This is a genomic window from Mesorhizobium sp. CNPSo 4670 (assembly GCF_057784235.1).
In genome coordinates this window covers 196124-212120 of the sequence record NZ_JBWJFQ010000003.1, presented here as the reverse complement: position 1 = coordinate 212120, position 15997 = coordinate 196124, and the positions used below count along the sequence as shown (strand labels likewise).

16 protein-coding genes are annotated in these 15997 nt (G+C 63.5%); 9 read left to right on the top strand and 7 right to left on the bottom strand.

All coding sequences use genetic code 11. From position 1 onward, the window contains the following. Positions 1–122: 122 nt before the first annotated feature. The 4 genes from AC0ZT5_RS07315 to AC0ZT5_RS07300 all read left to right on the top strand — a co-directional run bounded on the left by AC0ZT5_RS07315 (position 123) and on the right by AC0ZT5_RS07300 (position 2847). Entirely contained in the window at positions 123–722 is a 600-nt protein-coding gene (locus AC0ZT5_RS07315) for a YdeI/OmpD-associated family protein (RefSeq protein ID WP_488495873.1), read from the top strand. Between the two features lie 349 nt (positions 723–1071). After that, positions 1072–1551, top strand: coding sequence for a carboxymuconolactone decarboxylase family protein (locus tag AC0ZT5_RS07310; protein ID WP_488495872.1), 480 nt, complete (start codon positions 1072–1074; stop codon positions 1549–1551). Between the two features lie 67 nt (positions 1552–1618). Next, positions 1619–2371, top strand: coding sequence for an SDR family oxidoreductase (locus AC0ZT5_RS07305; protein WP_488495871.1), 753 nt, complete (start codon positions 1619–1621; stop codon positions 2369–2371). Positions 2372–2427: 56 nt separating this feature from the next. Then, positions 2428–2847: a cupin domain-containing protein gene (locus AC0ZT5_RS07300; protein ID WP_488495870.1), complete on the top strand. Its 420-nt coding sequence runs from the start codon at positions 2428–2430 to the stop codon at positions 2845–2847. Between the two features lie 172 nt (positions 2848–3019). Here AC0ZT5_RS07300 and AC0ZT5_RS07295 read toward each other — a convergent pair whose 3' ends face one another. Beyond that, complete coding sequence (locus AC0ZT5_RS07295; protein ID WP_488495869.1) at positions 3020–3508, bottom strand: RrF2 family transcriptional regulator; 489 nt, start codon at positions 3506–3508, stop codon at positions 3020–3022. Positions 3509–3648: 140 nt separating this feature from the next. Continuing rightward, the gene (locus tag AC0ZT5_RS07290) at positions 3649–4278 is read right to left on the bottom strand and encodes a glutathione S-transferase family protein (protein WP_488495868.1); all 630 of its coding nucleotides are present in this window, start codon (positions 4276–4278) and stop codon (positions 3649–3651) included. 161 nt (positions 4279–4439) lie between these two features. On the opposite strand from AC0ZT5_RS07290, the gene AC0ZT5_RS07285 reads away from it, so the two are divergent. Continuing rightward, on the top strand, positions 4440–5138 hold the full coding sequence (locus tag AC0ZT5_RS07285) for an SDR family NAD(P)-dependent oxidoreductase (RefSeq protein WP_488495867.1): 699 nt from the start codon (positions 4440–4442) through the stop codon (positions 5136–5138). Positions 5139–5442: 304 nt separating this feature from the next. Here the strand turns inward: AC0ZT5_RS07285 and AC0ZT5_RS07280 are convergent, their stop codons facing one another. Beyond that, a complete protein-coding gene (locus AC0ZT5_RS07280; protein WP_477283134.1) occupies positions 5443–5742 on the bottom strand; it encodes a hypothetical protein in 300 nt (99 codons plus the stop codon). Between the two features lie 257 nt (positions 5743–5999). Here AC0ZT5_RS07280 and AC0ZT5_RS07275 point away from each other — a divergent pair, with 257 nt between their 5' ends. Next, complete coding sequence (locus tag AC0ZT5_RS07275) at positions 6000–7622, top strand: ABC-F family ATP-binding cassette domain-containing protein (protein WP_488495866.1); 1623 nt, start codon at positions 6000–6002, stop codon at positions 7620–7622. 13 nt (positions 7623–7635) lie between these two features. Here the strand turns inward: AC0ZT5_RS07275 and AC0ZT5_RS07270 are convergent, their stop codons facing one another. Together AC0ZT5_RS07270 and AC0ZT5_RS07265 are read right to left on the bottom strand one after the other, a co-directional pair. Continuing rightward, positions 7636–10176, bottom strand: coding sequence for a bifunctional diguanylate cyclase/phosphodiesterase (locus tag AC0ZT5_RS07270; RefSeq protein ID WP_488496103.1), 2541 nt, complete (start codon positions 10174–10176; stop codon positions 7636–7638). A 238-nt stretch (positions 10177–10414) separates the two neighbouring features. Next, positions 10415–11308, bottom strand: a complete 894-nt coding sequence (locus AC0ZT5_RS07265; protein WP_488495865.1) for a LysR family transcriptional regulator — start codon at positions 11306–11308, stop codon at positions 10415–10417. Positions 11309–11411: 103 nt separating this feature from the next. Between AC0ZT5_RS07265 and AC0ZT5_RS07260 the strand changes: the two genes are divergently transcribed. Genes AC0ZT5_RS07260 through AC0ZT5_RS07250 form a run of 3 tightly spaced genes read left to right on the top strand, consistent with a single transcriptional unit; the run spans position 11412 to position 13300 of the window. Beyond that, positions 11412–12152 carry an SDR family oxidoreductase gene (locus AC0ZT5_RS07260; RefSeq protein ID WP_488495864.1) on the top strand — a complete coding sequence of 247 codons (741 nt, stop codon included), beginning with the start codon at positions 11412–11414 and terminating at the stop codon, positions 12150–12152. Between the two features lie 7 nt (positions 12153–12159). Next, the gene (locus tag AC0ZT5_RS07255; RefSeq protein ID WP_488496102.1) at positions 12160–13056 is read left to right on the top strand and encodes an SDR family oxidoreductase; all 897 of its coding nucleotides are present in this window, start codon (positions 12160–12162) and stop codon (positions 13054–13056) included. A gap of 31 nt (positions 13057–13087) precedes the next feature. Then, positions 13088–13300, top strand: a complete 213-nt coding sequence (locus AC0ZT5_RS07250; RefSeq protein WP_126069815.1) for a tautomerase family protein — start codon at positions 13088–13090, stop codon at positions 13298–13300. Positions 13301–13366: 66 nt separating this feature from the next. Here the strand turns inward: AC0ZT5_RS07250 and AC0ZT5_RS07245 are convergent, their stop codons facing one another. Together AC0ZT5_RS07245 and AC0ZT5_RS07240 are read right to left on the bottom strand one after the other, a co-directional pair. Then, positions 13367–14260: a hypothetical protein gene (locus AC0ZT5_RS07245; protein WP_488495863.1), complete on the bottom strand. Its 894-nt coding sequence runs from the start codon at positions 14258–14260 to the stop codon at positions 13367–13369. 72 nt (positions 14261–14332) lie between these two features. Continuing rightward, a complete protein-coding gene (locus AC0ZT5_RS07240; protein ID WP_488495862.1) occupies positions 14333–15991 on the bottom strand; it encodes an acyl-CoA synthetase in 1659 nt (552 codons plus the stop codon). Positions 15992–15997 lie beyond the last annotated feature (6 nt).

The following is a 15997-nucleotide window of genomic DNA, read 5'->3' as shown; positions in this document are numbered from 1 at the left end:
GTCATCCGCCAGCAGGCTTTGCTGCTGCCGGAAACTGACAGGGACCCAAGTCACGATGTTGACGGATGATGTTTGGCTGGAGGTAAGATGTCGGTGATGCGAACGAGCGGGCAGGCCGGCTGATGGCGCCGGTCAGGGTCGATCCCGACAAGGTCAGGGAGTTCCCGGACGCGGCTAGCTTCCACGCCTGGCTCGGCAAGCACCACGCTGCGGAAACCGAGGTGTGGATCAAGATCCACAAGGTGGGGTCGGGGCTGAAGTCGATCACGCCGAAAGAGGCCATCGACGTGGTGCTGTGCTTCGGCTGGATCGACGCGGTGCGCAAGGGGCTGGACCGCGACAGCTTCCTGCAGCGCTACACGCCGCGCGGCAGGAAGAGCATCTGGAGCTTGATCAACATCGACAATGTCGCGCGGCTGGTCGAGGAGGGCCGCATGACCGAGCATGGGCTGAGACAGGTCGAGGCAGCGAAGGCCGACGGCCGCTGGGCGCGCGCCTATGGCAGCGGCAAGGAGATGAAAATCCCCGATGACCTGCAGGCAGCCATAGATGTCGAACCCAAGGCGAAAGAGATGCTGGCAAAGCTCAGCGCACAGAACCGCTTCGCGCTTGCCTTCCGCACCCACAACATGAAGACCGAAGCTGGCCGCAAGAAGAAGATCGAGACCTTCGTCGCGATGCTGAAGCGCGGCGAGACGATCCATCCGCAGGGCAAGAAGTAAGTCCTTTCAGGCGCCGGACTGCCGGCGCTTTGCGTTTAGCCGCACCCGTTTCACACTTTCTTGGAATTGCTCCAGCCACGGTGGGTATTGGCCGCCTCGGGCTTTCGGATGCCATGCAGTCGATCAAGGCCGCTGATGACGGCCGGCCGCGTCAGATCGAGGTCGATTCGCCGCCGCCGGGAAAGGACCTGTCTCCGCCACTCGCGGGAACGTTCGAAATCCCGATCCACTCTCACCCATACTTTTCGACATAAACCTTATGTCCCGCATCCCAGGCGGGAGGCGCTTTACAGGATTATGGATATCATGTATCCTTAAGGATATTAAATGTCCTCAAAAGGAGAGAGCAGTGACACAGCGCCTAAACGTCGCCCAACAATCCCCTGAGCTATTCAAGAAGTTTCTCGACTTCAGCATGGCCGAGGCGCGCAGCGTGATCGAAGAGAAGATCCGCGATCTGGTCCATATCCGGGCGTCCCAGATCAATGGCTGCGCCTTCTGCCTCGACATGCATGTCAAGGAAGCAAAGATCCACGGCGAGAGCGAGTTGCGGCTCTACCATGTCGCCATCTGGCGCGAATCGAACCTTTTCATTCCTCGTGAACGCGCCGCCCTTGCCTGGACCGAAGCCGTCACGAAGCTGCCCGAAGGCGGTATTCCGGATGAGCTCTATGAGCGTGTGCGTGGGCAGCTTTCGGAAAAGGAAATCTCCGACCTGACCTTCTCGATCATGGCCATCAACGCCTGGAACCGCGCCAACGTCGCCTTCAAGACCGTGCCCGGCTCTGCAGACAAGCTCTACGGCCTCGACAAGGCTGGCCTGAACTAACCCCTTCCTTCTGGCATACCCATCAATCGATGCGGCGCGACGGCGCGGCCGCTAACGGAGAAGTCTTATGAAAATCGTCATCATTGGGGGCACCGGCCTCATCGGTTCCAAGACAGTCGAACGCCTACGCAGACAGGGGTGCGAGGTGATCGCCGCCTCCCCGAATACCGGTGTCAACACCATCACCGGCGAAGGTCTGAAGGAAGCGCTCGCGGGCGCCGAGGTCGTGATCGACCTCGCCAACTCACCCTCCTTCGAGGACAAGGCCGCGATGGAGTTCTTCGAGACGTCGGGCCACAATCTGCTCGCGGCGGACAAGGCTGCTGGCGTCAAGCACCACATCGCGCTCTCGGTTGTCGGAACCGAACGCCTGCAGGACGTCGGCTATTTCCGCGCCAAACTCGCCCAGGAAAATCTGATCAAGGCTTCCGGCATTCCCTACACGATCGTTCATTCCACGCAGTTCATGGAGTTCCTGGCCGGCATCGCCCAATCAGGTACGGTCGGCGACGCCGTGCATCTGTCGCCGGCCTATATACAACCCATCGCCTCCGACGACGTCGCCGACGTCATGGCCGGTGTCGCGCTCGCCGCGCCGATCAACGGCATGATCGAGATTTCCGGTCCGGAGCGTGTGCGAATGAGCGAGCTCGTCGCCCGCTACCTGAAGGCTGCCGGCGATCCTCGCAAGGTCGTGGCTGATCCTGAAGCGCGCTACTTCGGCGCGAGGCTGAACGACACGTCGCTCGTCTCCGACAACAATCCGCGTCTCGGCCGCATCACCTTCGAGCAGTGGTTCGCCACCTCGACGCGCAAATGACCGTCACGATGCGCCGCAGCGCAGCGTTCCACTCGACGCATGAAAGGAGTCTCGAAATGATCAAGTCAATCGTCGCCGCCCTTATCGTCACGGCTGCCTTGGCAAGCCCGGCCGCAGCACAGGACGCAGGCGGCAAAGCCGCCAAAGTCACGCTCGTCTATGAGCATGAACTGCCGAATGTCCCCGGCAAGAGCATCAAGGGCATTCTGGTCGAATATGGTCCCGGCGGTCACTCGGAAGCGCACACCCATCCGACCTCCGCCTTCATCTATGCAACGGTTCTGGAAGGCTCCATCCGCAGCCAGGTCAATGATGGTCCGGTCAAGGTCTACAAGGCCGGCGAGAGCTTTTCGGAATTGCCGGGCGATCGCCACAGTGTGAGCGAGAACGGCAGCAAGACCAAGCCAGCGAAACTACTGGCAGTCTTCGTGGTCGACACTGACCAGAAGGAACTGACCTATCCGGTCAAGAAGTAGGCCGACGAGGCAAGTAGGCCGAAGAGGCCGGGCACCTGGTGTCCGGCCGTTCCGGTGGACGGAAATCATGTCGGCGAGTCCATGTCGGGTGCGTGGCATCCTCAGGGTGCCCGATGGCCCGCCTGTTGTCTGTAAGAAGGACTAGCCATCCGCCACGATCTGCCATTTCCATTCATCCGGCGCGCTCCAGCACCCATTCAAAGCTGCTCTTCCAGAGTTCGGCTGGAATCTCCTGCGCCAGGGCCTCGGTGAGATCGGAAAGCTTGACGCTGCGCAATTTTGCACGCCAAGCCTCGTCGGCTTCCCACATGATGCGTGACACCGCGCAAGGGCTGCTTTCGCAATAGTCCTGGGGACGACATGGGTTGTTTGCGCGGATGTTGTTGCACACGAACGTCGACGACTTGCCCTCAACCGCTTCGACAATATCCAGGAAGGTCAGTTCAGCCGGTGTCCGCGCCAATCGATATCCACCTGACGGACCCAGCGTCGTATGGACCAGGCCCGCCTGCGACAGGCTTTGCAGGGCCTTGGAGAGATACTCCTTGGGAAGGCCGTGGAACTCGGCAAGCGCTTTTGTCGAGAGATAGCGCCCGGCAGGCAGGCCTGCGAGAATAGCGCAGCAGTGCAGCGCCCATTCGACTTGGCTTTTCAGGATCATCGATGAATTCCGGGGTCGATACTGACCGAGCTTTATTAAGGATACAAAATATCCCTATTCTACCGCGGTGTAAACAGACGGGCTCCCGGCCCCGCCTGAATGGGGTTTCAGCATCGTCCGCAGGGCAAGAAGTAAGCCATTCAGGCGCCGGAATGCGGGTCAATGCTGTAGGGATGGACCGGATAGCCGGGACCGATGGCGTCGCGCACGCGGCCGATCCACGCCATGACCGCCGGATAGTTCGCCAGCGAGAAGCCGCAATCCTCGGCGCTATGGCTGTAGGCATAGACAGCGATATCGGCGATCGTGAAATCGTTTCCGATGAGGAACGGGGTGTCGCCAAGGCTGCGGTTCATGGCGGCGAGTGTCCGAGCTCCGGCTTCGCGCTTGCCCGCAACCATGCCCTGGTTGCGCTCGAGGCGTCCGGTCAAGGTCCAGAAGCGCAGCGAGCCGATGACCGGTTCGACATTGTATTGTTCGAAGAACAGCCACTGTATGACCTTGGCGCGCTGATAGCGGTCAGCCGGCAGAAGAGGCGTCCCTTCGGCGAGGTAAGTCAGGATCGCATTGGATTCCGCGATGGCGCTGCCGTCTTCGAGCTGGAGCACGGGGACGGCACCGGCAGGATTGAGCTCAAGGAAGGCGTCGGTGTGGCTCTCGTCCTCGAAAATCGAGACCATGTGACTGTCATAGGGGATCTTGAGCAGCCCGAGCAGAACCCGGACCTTCCAGCCATTCTGCGATGGCAGATAATCATGAAGCGTGAGCATGGCTGGTCCTCGTGATGGATCAACCATTGCATGGCGCGCCGCCAGGCCACCACCCGATTCCTGCACGCCATCGCATGAAGAATGCGATCCCCGCCACCTAATAAATCACTTCCGCGCGTGCCATCTTTCTCGCGAAGCAATCGACATCCCGGGACCAGCAGATGAACTCGCAATCCAGCAAGGTCGCGCTTGTTACCGGCGCCAATCGCGGCATCGGGCTCGAGACCGGGCGCCAGCTGGCGAAGCTCGGCTTCACCGTTCTGCTCGGCGTGCGCGACCTCGCCAAAGGAGAAGCGGCGGCACGAGGCCTCGACGGCCATGTCGAGGCCATCGCGTTCGATGTCGCGGCGCCCGACGCGGCGGCACTGGCGGCGGCGGATGTCGAGCGCCGGTTCGGCCGTCTCGACGTGCTGATCAACAACGCCGCGATCCACTACGACACCGGTTCGCGGGCCTTGCTGCCGGACTGGACGGTCATCCGCGAGGCGTTCGAGACCAATGTCTTCGGCGCCTGGCGGGCTGCGTCCACCTTCGCGCCGCTGCTCAAGGCCGGTGGCCATGGCAGGCTGGTCAACGTTTCTTCCGAGGGTGGTTCTCTGGCCTCGATGGGCGCGGGGGTGCCGGCCTATTCGACCTCCAAGGCGACCCTCAACGCGCTGACCTGCGTGCTGGCGGCTGAACTGCACGGCGCCGGCGTGCTGGTCAACGCCGTCTGCCCCGGCTGGGTCGCCACCGACATGGGTGGGCCGGGCGGGCGCCCGGTGGCGCAAGGAGCAGCGGGCATCGTGTGGGCGGCGACCTTGGCGGATGACGGTCCGACCGGCGGTTTCTTTCGCGACGGCAAAAGGCTGCCGTGGTGAGGTTTCCGGACGCGGGCACGATCGGCGGAGCACAGATTCAGCCGGTGTCTGGTTTTGGACGGTTAATCGTTGAACCGCTGTAAGGTCTTGATTTCACGCAGTTCCGGGCGGAATGCTCGCTTTCGAAGAATCGCGCAAGAAAAAAGCCGCCCTCGCTTTTGCGAGTGGCGGCCTTTCCCTGGGAGGAAGTCAGAGAGAAGGGCGATCAATAAGCCTTGGCGTGCTTGTTGCCGTGCTTCTTGTGGCAGTGCTTCTTGACGTGTTGAAAGTCCGGGCTTCAAAAACTGGGTTCAAAGATGTGATATCACTGGGCGTCATCGTCCGGCGTCACCCCAAGCAGCTCCAGAGCGTTGGCCAGCGTCCTGATGCCTTGCGCCTGCTTGCGCTCGGCACAGAAACGGATGGCGGTCTTCTGCAGCGTCGTTGCCTCGGCGACCTCGGCCGTCTCGGCTTTGGTCTGGATGGCTTCGTCGAGTTGATGACTGAGCCGGTCGCAATGCTCGCTGCGGGTGATGGCGGCTTTTGCTTCCGACGGTCCGATCACGGTGACGGCAAGGGACATGCCGAGCAGGGCACCCGTCCATCCGTTCGAACCTCGTTGCATTGCCGGTAACATCCCGTTGGCGTTGTGCCGCGGCCATTCCGGCCGCCGCGAGGATGCTTATGCCAGCCGATCTTTTCGCCAGTTTTTCCGAACTGTTGAATCTTGTTTCTGGATTGTGTCCGGGGACGGTCTTGGTTTCTCCCACAAGAAGGAGGGAAGTGCTGCCGCTGCGGCGCTTGCGCCTCTTCCTCTGGCGCCCGCCATCGCGTATTGGCCCCGGGGAAAATCCTTCCAAGTTCCAAGCCCCCGGAAATCGCATGATCAGACTGGAAAGCATCAGCAAGCAGAATGGCCGTCAGCTTGTCTTCATCGAAGCATCGGCGGCGCTGCAGAAGGGCGAAAAGGTCGGCCTCGTCGGCCCCAACGGCGCCGGCAAGACGACGCTGTTTCGCATGATCACCGGGCAGGAACAGCCCGACGAAGGCCAGGTGCAGGTCGATCGCGGCGTCACCATTGGCTATTTCAGCCAGGATGTCGGCGACATGGAAGGCCACAGCGCGGTGGCCGAAGTGATGAACGGCGCCGGGCCGGTGAGCGACGTAGCGGCCGAGATGGCCGCACTTGAGGCCGCCATGGCCGACCCCGACCAGGCCGATCAGATGGACGAGATCATCGCCAGATATGGCGAGGCGCAGCACCGTTTCGAGGAGCTCGACGGCTATGCGCTGGACGGCCGCGCGCGCGAGGTGCTCGATGGTCTGGGTTTCAGCCAGGAGATGATGGACGGCGATGTCGGAAAACTCTCCGGCGGCTGGAAGATGCGCGTGGCGCTGGCCCGCATCCTTCTGATGCGGCCCGACGCCATGCTGCTCGACGAGCCGAGCAACCATCTCGACCTCGAAAGCCTGATCTGGCTGGAATCCTTCCTGAAGAACTATGACGGCGCATTGCTGATGACCTCGCACGACCGCGAGTTCATGAACCGCATCGTCAACAAGGTGGTCGAGATCGACGCCGGTTCGCTAACCGCCTATTCCGGCAATTACGAGTTCTACCAGCAGCAGCGGGCGATCGCCGACAAACAGCAGCAGGCGCAGTTCGAACGCCAACAGGCGATGCTGGCCAAGGAAATCGCCTTCATCGAGCGCTTCAAGGCGCGCGCCTCGCACGCCGCCCAGGTGCAGAGCCGGGTGAAGAAGCTGGACAAGATCGACCGCGTCGAGCCGCCCAAGCGCCGCCAGACGGTGTCCTTCGACTTCCAGCCGGCGCCGCGCTGCGGCGAGGATGTTGTGACGCTGAAGAGCGTCCACAAGGGCTATGGCAGCCGCAGCATCTATGAAGGGCTGGATTTCCAGGTCCGCCGCCGCGAGCGCTGGTGCATCATGGGCGTCAACGGCGCCGGCAAGTCGACGCTGCTGAAGCTGGTCGCCGGTGCCTCCGAGCCCGACGCCGGCACGGTGGCGCGCGGTCCAAGCGTCAAGATGGGCTATTTCGCCCAGCACGCCATGGAATTGCTGGAAGGCGAGCGCACCGTGTTCCAGACGCTGGAGGACGCGTTCCCGCAGGCCGGCCAGGCGCCGCTCAGGGCACTCGCCGGCTGCTTCGGCTTTTCCGGCGACGAAATCGAGAAGAAGTGCCGGGTGCTGTCAGGCGGCGAGAAGGCGCGGCTGGTGATGGCTTTGATGCTGTTCGATCCGCCCAATCTGTTGGTGCTGGACGAGCCGACCAACCACCTCGACATCGCCACCAAGGAGATGCTGATCACGGCACTCTCGCAGTACGAAGGCACCATGCTGTTCGTGTCGCACGACCGGCATTTCCTGGCGGCACTTTCCAACCGCGTGCTGGAGCTGACGCCCGAAGGCATCCACACCTATGGCGGCGGCTATACCGAATATGTCGAGCGCACCGGGCACGAAGCGCCGGGGCTGCGGAGCTAAGGGCGCCGAGCCACTACCCCGCGGCCAGCCACTTGCGCGACTGGGCGAAGGTCTTGAAGGCCTTCGCCTCCATCGGGCGGCCAAGAAAATAGCCTTGCAGGATATCGCAGCCAAGCTCCTTCAGGATGCGCGCGTGCTCCATCGTCTCGACGCCCTCGGCAACCACCTCGATGCCGAGCGATTTGCCGATCTCGATGATCGACGACACCAGCTGTCGCTGCGCGGTTGAGCCGGTGATGGGCGTGACCAGTTGGCGGTCGATCTTGAGGCGACGCGGCCGCAATTTGAGCAGGGAGACGATCGAGGCATAGCCGGTGCCAAAATCGTCGATCTCGATGTCGATGCCGAGCTCCTTGATGTGCTCGATGTTCCAGGTGACCAGATCGTCGTTCTCGTCGAGGAAGATGGACTCCACCAGCTCGAACGACACGGTTCCTTCCTTGATGGCGAGCTCGCGCAAACCCTTGATCAAGTCCTTGTCCTCCAGGCGCCTGGCCGAGACGTTGACCGAGACACGCGGGATGTTGAGATGGCTGCGCGACCAGCGCTCGAAATTCTCCAGCGCATCCTTGAGGACGATGCGGTCGATCAGCGCCACGACATTGAGCTCTTCGGCCACCTTGAGATAGGCGTCGGGGGCCAGGATGCCGCGTCGCGGATGCTTCCAGCGCGACAACGCTTCGACGCCGACGATCTCGAGCGTCCTGGCGTCGAACTGCGGCTGGTAGTAGGCGACGAATTCATCCCGTTCCAGCCCGCCCAGGATCTCGTCGGCGACCTGCTTGGTCCGCACGATCTCGCTCTGCAGTTCCTCGTTGAAGAACTCGTAGCGGTTGCGGCCACGGCCCTTCGCCCGGTAAAGCGCGAGATCGGCGTTGACGAGCAACTGCTTTGCGTCGACGCCGCTGTTGGCGGCAATGCCGATGCTGACTCCGAACCGGCACTGATGGCCCCGATAATAGACAGGCTGGCGCATCTCCTCGATGATGTGGTCGGCGAGTGCCGCGAGCTCGTCATCGTCACGCCCCTGGCTCACCACAATGAACTCGTCGCCGCCGATGCGCGCAACGAAATCCGCTGAGCCGGCATTGGCCGTGATGACCCTCGAGGCATGCATCAGCATGGCGTCGCCCGCTGCGTGGCCGAGCGTGTCATTGATCTGCTTGAAGCGGTCGAGGTCGAGATGCAGCAGCGCCATGCGGTCGTGTTGGCCGGTTTCGGCCAGCATCTCGTCGAGGAAGCGGCGGTTGGGCAGGCCGGTCAATGAATCGTGCAGCGCCACATGCTCGATACGCGCCTTAGCGAGCTTCAGCTCGGTGTTCTTCGATTCCGACAGCTGGCGCTCGCGAATGAGGTTCTCATTAAGCAGGACGTCGCTGGTCACGTCCCATTCGGCGCCGATCAGCTTGGGCGTGCCGCTGATGTCCTGGAAGAAGCTTGCGCGCGTGCGCACATGACGGACGGCGCCGTCGGGGCGCAGGAGCCGGTATTGCGAGAAGTAAGGGCCTTTTGTCGCCGCTGCCGAATCGAAGTCCTGCTTTGCCCGCTCGATGTCCTCGGGGTGGATCGCCAGCGCCCAGTCGCTATAGCCGCGTGGCTTGCCGTCGGCTGGCTTGCCATAGATTTCGTTGACGCGGTCGTCCCACAGCAGTTCGTTGGTGACGAGATCGTGCTCCCAAACGCCGATGCCCGAGGCTTCCAGGGCCAGCTCCAGGCGGCCGGACAGGCGCCTCAACTCGGCGTAGTTCCTTTGCCGTTCGCCGAACAGCCGCCCGGCCACCAGGATCGGCACCACCACCAGCGCGCCGGCAAGTGCCATGAGCGCTCGCAAGGTCCATTGATTTTTCGGAGCCGCTTGCCAGCCACCCTTGGGAATGGCCGAAATCTGCCAGGAACCGGAAGGCAGCTGCACATCGGCTGCTACGGGATTGCCGGCGACGACAGTGCCGTTGCCGAAGAAACGTTCGCCCCCGCCGCCCAACGCATCCTTGCCGGTGAGCGCGACATCGATGTCGAGATCGGGGTCGGCCAGTCCGCTCGCCGCGTAGAGCCGGTCGACATCGACGACTGCCGAGACAATGCCCCAGAAGCGGTCGCCGCCTCCCGCCGTCGGCACAAAGACCGGGATGCGGCCTATGAAGCCGCGCCCGCCTTGCGCCAGCTTGACCGGTCCGGCAAATACCAGCACGCGCTGGTCGCGCGCCCGAAGCGCTGCCAGGCGCTGCTCCTCGTTCTTGCGGTAATCGAGCCCGATTGCCTTCTCGTTACCTTCCATCGGGTACATCAGCGAGATAACCAGGTCGGGCGCGCCGGCGATGTTGTGCAATTGCGATTTCTGCGCGAACAGATTGCCTGCGAGCGACGCAAATCTCTGCTGGCCCATATAGGGCTCTGTAACGATGGCTGAGACGAGCCCCTGAACAAGCTGGAGATTGCCGTTTACATTACCTTCGAGCTTGGCGCGGATGACGTTGACCTTGGCCAATACATCGGCGCGCGCCAGCTGATCGGAGACCCGCCTGTTCTGCTGGTCGGCAACGACGGCGCAGACCATGAGCACAACAAAAGCTATCGCCGCCGGCAAGTTGGCGGAAGAAAAAACGGCCTGTCTCAAGCGGCCGAGACTGTATCGCGTAGTGGCCAATTCGACCCGGGTACCTTTCCTGGATATTAGCTCGTCGGTCGATCCTACTGCCAAACGCTTAAATTTAACCTTCCAAGCCAGCCTGAAGTTTCAGCATCGTGCCTATGCCGGCATTTCAGCTCGCAGGCTGAATTGCCGGCTGCTAAGGCTAAAGGTTCGCCTTTGCGAAGATGCGCGATGCCCAGTCGAGGAAGACGCGAAGCCGCGGCGAGAGCTGCCTGTTCTGCGGGTAAAGCGCTGACAGCGGCGACGGCGAGGGCGGGTAGTCGGCCAGCACCTCGACGAGCGTCCCATCGGCGAGGTCCTTCTCGAAGCGATAGCGCGGCGCCTGGATGAGGCCAAGCCCAAGCCGTGCCAGATCGGCGGCGGTGTCTGAATTGTTGGCTGCCACACGGCCCGGCAGCCGGACCTCGCGGATCCTGCCGGCCACGGTGAATTCGAAGGGCAGGGTCTCGCCGGTGCGCGACGAGACGAAGCCCACTGCCTGGTGACCATCCAACGCATCGGGGGAGATCGGCCTGCCGTGGCGCTCCAGATAGGCGGGACTGGCGCAGGTGATCTCGCGGATCATCGCCAGGCGCCGCATGATCATGCCGCTGTCGGACGGCTCGCCGACGCGTATCACGCAGTCGACGCCCTCGCGCACGAGATCGACCAGCCGGTCGCTCTGTCCGATCTGCAGGTCGATGCGGGAATAGCGGGCGAGAAACTCGGGCAGTCGCGGCAACAGGAATGTGCGGGTGAGCAGCGTGCTGGCGTCGATGCGCAGCAGCCCGTAGGGCTCGGCATTGCGGAAGGCGGCCTCGGCATCCTCGATCTCGGCAAGGATGGACAGGCAGCGCCGATAATAGGCTTCGCCGTCCTGCGTGGCGTTGACCTGCCGCGTCGTTCGCTCCAGCAGGCGCGCGCCGAGATGCTCTTCGAGCCCCCGGATCGCTTCCGTCGCGGTTGAGCGCGGCAGGCCGAGATCTGCCGCGGCGGCGGTGAAGCTGCGCCGCTCCAGAATGCGAACGAAGAGCCGCATGGTGTCCAGACGATCCATGGTCTTTGTTCGCAGTTTCCGAATAGTCATGTCAATAGGCGGCTGATTATCCGGAAGGTGGGTTGGTCTATATCCGTGTCACCAACAACGCGGAGACACTTCCATGACAGATACTCAAACCAGAACGGCGATCGTGACCGGCGCCTCCAAGGGCATCGGTGCCGCCATCGCGCAGCGGCTCGCCCGCGACGGCGTGGCCGTCGTCGTCAACTACGCACGGGGACGCGCTGAGGCCGAAGAGCTTGTCCGGGCGATCGAAGCCGACGGCGGCAAGGCCATCGCCGTGCAGGCCGATATCGCCGATCCGGCCGGCCTCGCCATGCTATTCGATGCCGGCGAGAAGGCGTTCGGTGGCATCGACATCCTCGTCAACAATGCCGGCATCATGAAGCTTTCGCCGATCGCGCAGACCGATGACGCCTCGTTCGACATGCAGGTCGCGATCAATCTCGGCGGTGTGTTCCGCGGCATGCGGGAAGGTGCGCGTCGGCTTCGCGATGGGGGCCGCATCATCAATTTTTCGAGCAGCGTCGTCGGCCTCTACCAGCCGGGCTACGGCGTCTACGCCGCCACCAAGGCGGGCGTCGAGGCGATGACCCACATCCTGGCCAAGGAACTTGGCGTGCGCCGTGTCACCGTCAACGCCGTGGCGCCCGGACCGATCGAGACCGCCCTGTTCATGGACGGCAAGAGCGAAGCGCAAATCGAGGCCATCGGCAAAATGATCCCGCTCGGCCGGCTCGGCCAGCCCGACGACATTGCCGGGCTTGTGTCGTTCCTGGCCGGGCCAGATAGCGGTTGGGTCAACGGGCAAATCATCCGCGCCAATGGCGGCGTGGTCTGAGGAGACAATCATGCAACAGACAATTTTGATCACAGGTGCTTCCAGCGGCTTCGGCGCAATGACGGCGCGGGCGCTCGCAAGCGCGGGCTACACCGTCTACGCATCAATGCGCGACCCGGCGGCGCGAGGCGGTGGCGCTGCAGCCGAGATGGAAAAATTCGCCCGCGACGAGGGCGTGGCGCTCAAGCCCATCGCGCTCGATGTGACCTCGGACGTCTCGGCCGAGGCGGCGGTCCGGCTGATCCTCAGCGAGACCGGCCGGCTCGACGTGCTGATCCACAATGCCGGACACATGGGGTTCGGACCGACCGAGGCTTTCGCGCCCGAACAGCTGGCGCAGCTCTATGACGTCAACGTCGTCGGCACGCAGCGCGTCAACCGGGCGGCCTTGCCGCATATGCGCTCTCTTGGCCGGGGCCAGATGATCTGGGTCGGCTCGAGCAGCACGCGCGGCGGCACGCCGCCCTTCCTCGCGGCCTATTTCGCGGCCAAGGCCGGCATGGATGCGCTGGCGCAGAGCTATGCGCTGGAACTTGCCCGCTTCGGCATCGAGACGACCATCGTCGTGCCGGGCGCCTTCACCAAGGGCACCGAGCATTTTCACCATGCCGCAGCGCCTGCCGATGTCGAACGCGCGGCCCTCTACTGGTCCGGCCCCTACACCGGTGTCGATCAGCAGGTGCTGAAGGGGCTGGCCGCACTTGAGCCGGCGGATGCCGACCCGGCTGATATCGCGGCGGCCATCGTCGACCTTGTGGCGTTGCCGCACGGAAGGCGTCCGCTGCGCGTGCACATCGACCCTGCGGACGATGGTGCGGCGGTCGTCAATGGCGTTGCCGATCGCGTCCGCGCGCAACTCATGGAACGGATCGGCCTTGCCGACCTGCTTCATCCCCAAGCCTGAAATCCACCCTCAAAGACCAAGGAAAACGATCATGCCATTCGCCAACATCAAGATGCCGCAAGCGGCTCTCTCCAAGGCGCAGAAGGAAGACCTCATCCATCGAACCACGGCAATGTTCGTCGACTTTTTCGGCGAAGGCGTCCGGCCCTACACGATGGTGCTGGTGGAGGAAGTCGCCGACGGCGGCTATGGCCGGGCCGACGAAGTGTTCGTCGTGCCGGAGGCCTATCGCGCCAAGGCGTAGCGCCCGAACCGAGCCATGCCTTGGCCGGCGTGCTGAGGAAGCGCGGCGCTGGCGCGCCGGGAGGGCCTACTTGCCGGCCATGTGATCGGCAAGCTCCTGGGCCTGGGCGAGAAGCGCCGGGAAGACAGGCTCGCTCGGCAGGTGCTGGCCCATGCAGGCACGATAGTCGGCGTCACCTTTCTCCCAGGCGGCATTGGCGGCGTCATACGCCTTTTGGTCCTTGAGGTCGGAGGCTTGGTAGGCCTCCTGGAACTTCTGGGCGGCGGCGTCCGCCGACGCCCACAAGGCGTCGCAGGCGGCGATCTTCGGAACAGGCGGTGCCGCGGGGGCCGAGGCGATCATGACGCTGTTGCCCTTGACGAGCGTGACGATGACCTGCTGGTCGGGGTTCGGTCCTATGTCCTGCGCCCAGCCGCCGAGCCGCGCAAAGGCGATGTCGGCGCCTTTAGGCTTCTTCAGCGCAAAGTCGAGCGTCCCGGTGAACGCGGCGTCGCTGTTGATGGCCTGGGTGTAGAAGGCATCGAGCTTCAGTGCCGCATCGATACCCGTGGGCAGTCTGAAGCTCGCGTCCATCTCGGCGGCTTTGGACTGGAGCCAGCGCGCGAGAAGCCCCCGCGTCGTTGCCACAAGGCTCGGGCCGTCGTCGCCTTTGGTGTAGCGCAACCCGTCCAGCATGCCGAACCCGATATCGGCATCGCTCAGGCTTTCGAGATTGATCGTGCCGGTTGCCGGGAAACCTGAAACCGCCAAGGGGCCGAGAAGGGCTGAAAGCCGCTTTTCGAGATCGGCCAGCGCTTTCGTCCCGGCGGCATCGAGCGTTTCCACCGGCTCGTTCGCGCTTTCCAGCGCCGCGATAGCGGAAATCGCCTTGTCGCGTGCGGCGACATAATCGTCCTCCGGTGAAGCCGCGAAAGCTGTTCCGGTCGCGAGCGCGAACACGATCATCCAGACCAACCGCATGACATTGCCCCCTTGTGGCTATCGACAGATTGGGAGCCATCGAGCAGCTTTGCGGCTATTGCACGGCACGCCTCACCCCTTCCGCTTCTCCACCTCCGCCTTCCTCAGCAAGAACCGCTGGATCTTGCCGCTCGGCGTCTTCGGCAATTCGGTGACGAAGTCGACTTCGCGCGGATAGGCGTGGGCCGAGAGCCGCTTGCGGACATGCTGCGCCAGTTCCTCGGCCAGTTCCGGGCTGCCGCGAAATGAAGATGCCAGGATGACGAAGGCCTTGACGATCTCGGTGCGCTGCGGGTCGGGCACGCCGACAACCGCTGCCTCGTTGACCGCCGGGTGTTCGATGAGCGCGCTTTCGACGTCGAACGGGCCGATGCGATAGCCCGACGAGGTGATGACGTCGTCGGCGCGGCCGATGAAGTTGATCGAGCCGTCCGGCTCGAACTCGACCGTGTCGCCGCTGCGGTAATAGCCGCCCGAAATCGCCGGAGTTTCAGCCTGGTGATAACCGTCGAACCAGCGCAGCGGCGAGTTGGCGATGTCGACCGCGAGGATACCGGGCTGGTTGGGGCCGAGCTCCCGGCCGGCCTCGTCCAGCACGACGATGCGGTAGCCCGGCATGGCAAACCCGGCCGAGCCCGGGCGCACCGGGTGCGACAGGCCGTGATGGTTGTTGACCATCATGCCGTTTTCGGTCTGGCCGTAATGGTCATGGATAGGTACGCCAAGATGGGCGTCGAACCAGCGGATGACTTCCGGGTTGAGCGGCTCGCCGGCGCTGCTCACCACTCGCAGCCGGCCCTTGATGCGGGCGGCGGGCACCGCGCCCTCGGCCAGCAGCAGGCGGAAGGCGGTCGGCGATCCGGCGAGGCTGGTGACGCCGAGGCGCTCGATGATGTCGTAGGTGCTTTTGGCGGTGAAGGTGCCCTCGTTGAAGGTCGTGGCGACGCCGAGCAGCAAGGGGCCGGTGATCGCGTAATAAAGGCCGTAGGCCCAGCCGGGATCGGCGATATTCCAGAAGACGTCGCCGGGCCGCAAACCGATCGCATCGCGCATATAGGCGCCGAAGGCCAGCAGCGCGCGCAGCGGCACCGGCACGCCCTTGGGCAGGCCTGTCGTGCCCGAAGTCGACATCATCATGAACAGGTCGTCGCCCTTGCGCATGACCGGCTCGCTGGACGTCGAGGCGGCGGCAAACGCGGCGCGGAAATCGATGTCGCCCGCCGGCAAGGTTTCGCCAGGGGCAAGGATGGTCGCCGCGCGGGGGCAATCCTCCACCTCGTCGAGCTTGCCGCGATTGGCCATGTTGGTGACGACGAGTTTTGCACCGCTGGTCTTCAGCCGGTGCTCGATGGCCTTCGGGCCAAAGGCGGTGAACAGCGGCTGGTAGACCGCGCCGATACGCCACGTGCCGAGGATGAGCGCCACCAGTTCGGGAATGCGCGGCAGCATGCCGGCGACGACACCGCCTGGGCGCACGCCTGATTCCTTGAGCACATTGCCGACGCGCGCCGACATATCGCGAAGAGCATCGAAGCTGAATTCCCGCAGCTCACCATCGGCGGAGATCGCGCGCAACGCCAGCCGGTTTTGCCCGGCGTGGCGATCGCAGCATTCGACGCAGGCATTGATGCCGGTCGAGGGGTCGCCATGAAGGCGCGCGATTTCATTCTCGATACGAAAGCGCTGAACGGCATCCGCGTAGCGCGGCAAGCCGGCCGAAGCTCCAACCATCGCAGC

Excerpts from the sequence above, each read along its gene's own strand:
- AC0ZT5_RS07315 (WP_488495873.1), top strand. The coding sequence starts at position 123 with ATGGCGCCGGTCAGGGTCGATCCCGACAAGGTCAGGGAGTTCCCGGAC.
- AC0ZT5_RS07305 (WP_488495871.1), top strand. The coding sequence starts at position 1,619 with ATGAAAATCGTCATCATTGGGGGCACCGGCCTCATCGGTTCCAAGACA.
- AC0ZT5_RS07300 (WP_488495870.1), top strand. The coding sequence starts at position 2,428 with ATGATCAAGTCAATCGTCGCCGCCCTTATCGTCACGGCTGCCTTGGCA.
- AC0ZT5_RS07295 (WP_488495869.1), bottom strand. The coding sequence starts at position 3,508 with ATGATCCTGAAAAGCCAAGTCGAATGGGCGCTGCACTGCTGCGCTATT.
- AC0ZT5_RS07290 (WP_488495868.1), bottom strand. The coding sequence starts at position 4,278 with ATGCTCACGCTTCATGATTATCTGCCATCGCAGAATGGCTGGAAGGTC.
- AC0ZT5_RS07285 (WP_488495867.1), top strand. The coding sequence starts at position 4,440 with ATGAACTCGCAATCCAGCAAGGTCGCGCTTGTTACCGGCGCCAATCGC.
- AC0ZT5_RS07280 (WP_477283134.1), bottom strand. The coding sequence starts at position 5,742 with ATGCAACGAGGTTCGAACGGATGGACGGGTGCCCTGCTCGGCATGTCC.
- AC0ZT5_RS07275 (WP_488495866.1), top strand. The coding sequence starts at position 6,000 with ATGATCAGACTGGAAAGCATCAGCAAGCAGAATGGCCGTCAGCTTGTC.
- AC0ZT5_RS07270 (WP_488496103.1), bottom strand. The coding sequence starts at position 10,176 with ATGGTCTGCGCCGTCGTTGCCGACCAGCAGAACAGGCGGGTCTCCGAT.
- AC0ZT5_RS07265 (WP_488495865.1), bottom strand. The coding sequence starts at position 11,308 with ATGGATCGTCTGGACACCATGCGGCTCTTCGTTCGCATTCTGGAGCGG.
- AC0ZT5_RS07260 (WP_488495864.1), top strand. The coding sequence starts at position 11,412 with ATGACAGATACTCAAACCAGAACGGCGATCGTGACCGGCGCCTCCAAG.
- AC0ZT5_RS07250 (WP_126069815.1), top strand. The coding sequence starts at position 13,088 with ATGCCATTCGCCAACATCAAGATGCCGCAAGCGGCTCTCTCCAAGGCG.
- AC0ZT5_RS07245 (WP_488495863.1), bottom strand. The coding sequence starts at position 14,260 with ATGCGGTTGGTCTGGATGATCGTGTTCGCGCTCGCGACCGGAACAGCT.
- AC0ZT5_RS07240 (WP_488495862.1), bottom strand. The coding sequence starts at position 15,991 with ATGGTTGGAGCTTCGGCCGGCTTGCCGCGCTACGCGGATGCCGTTCAG.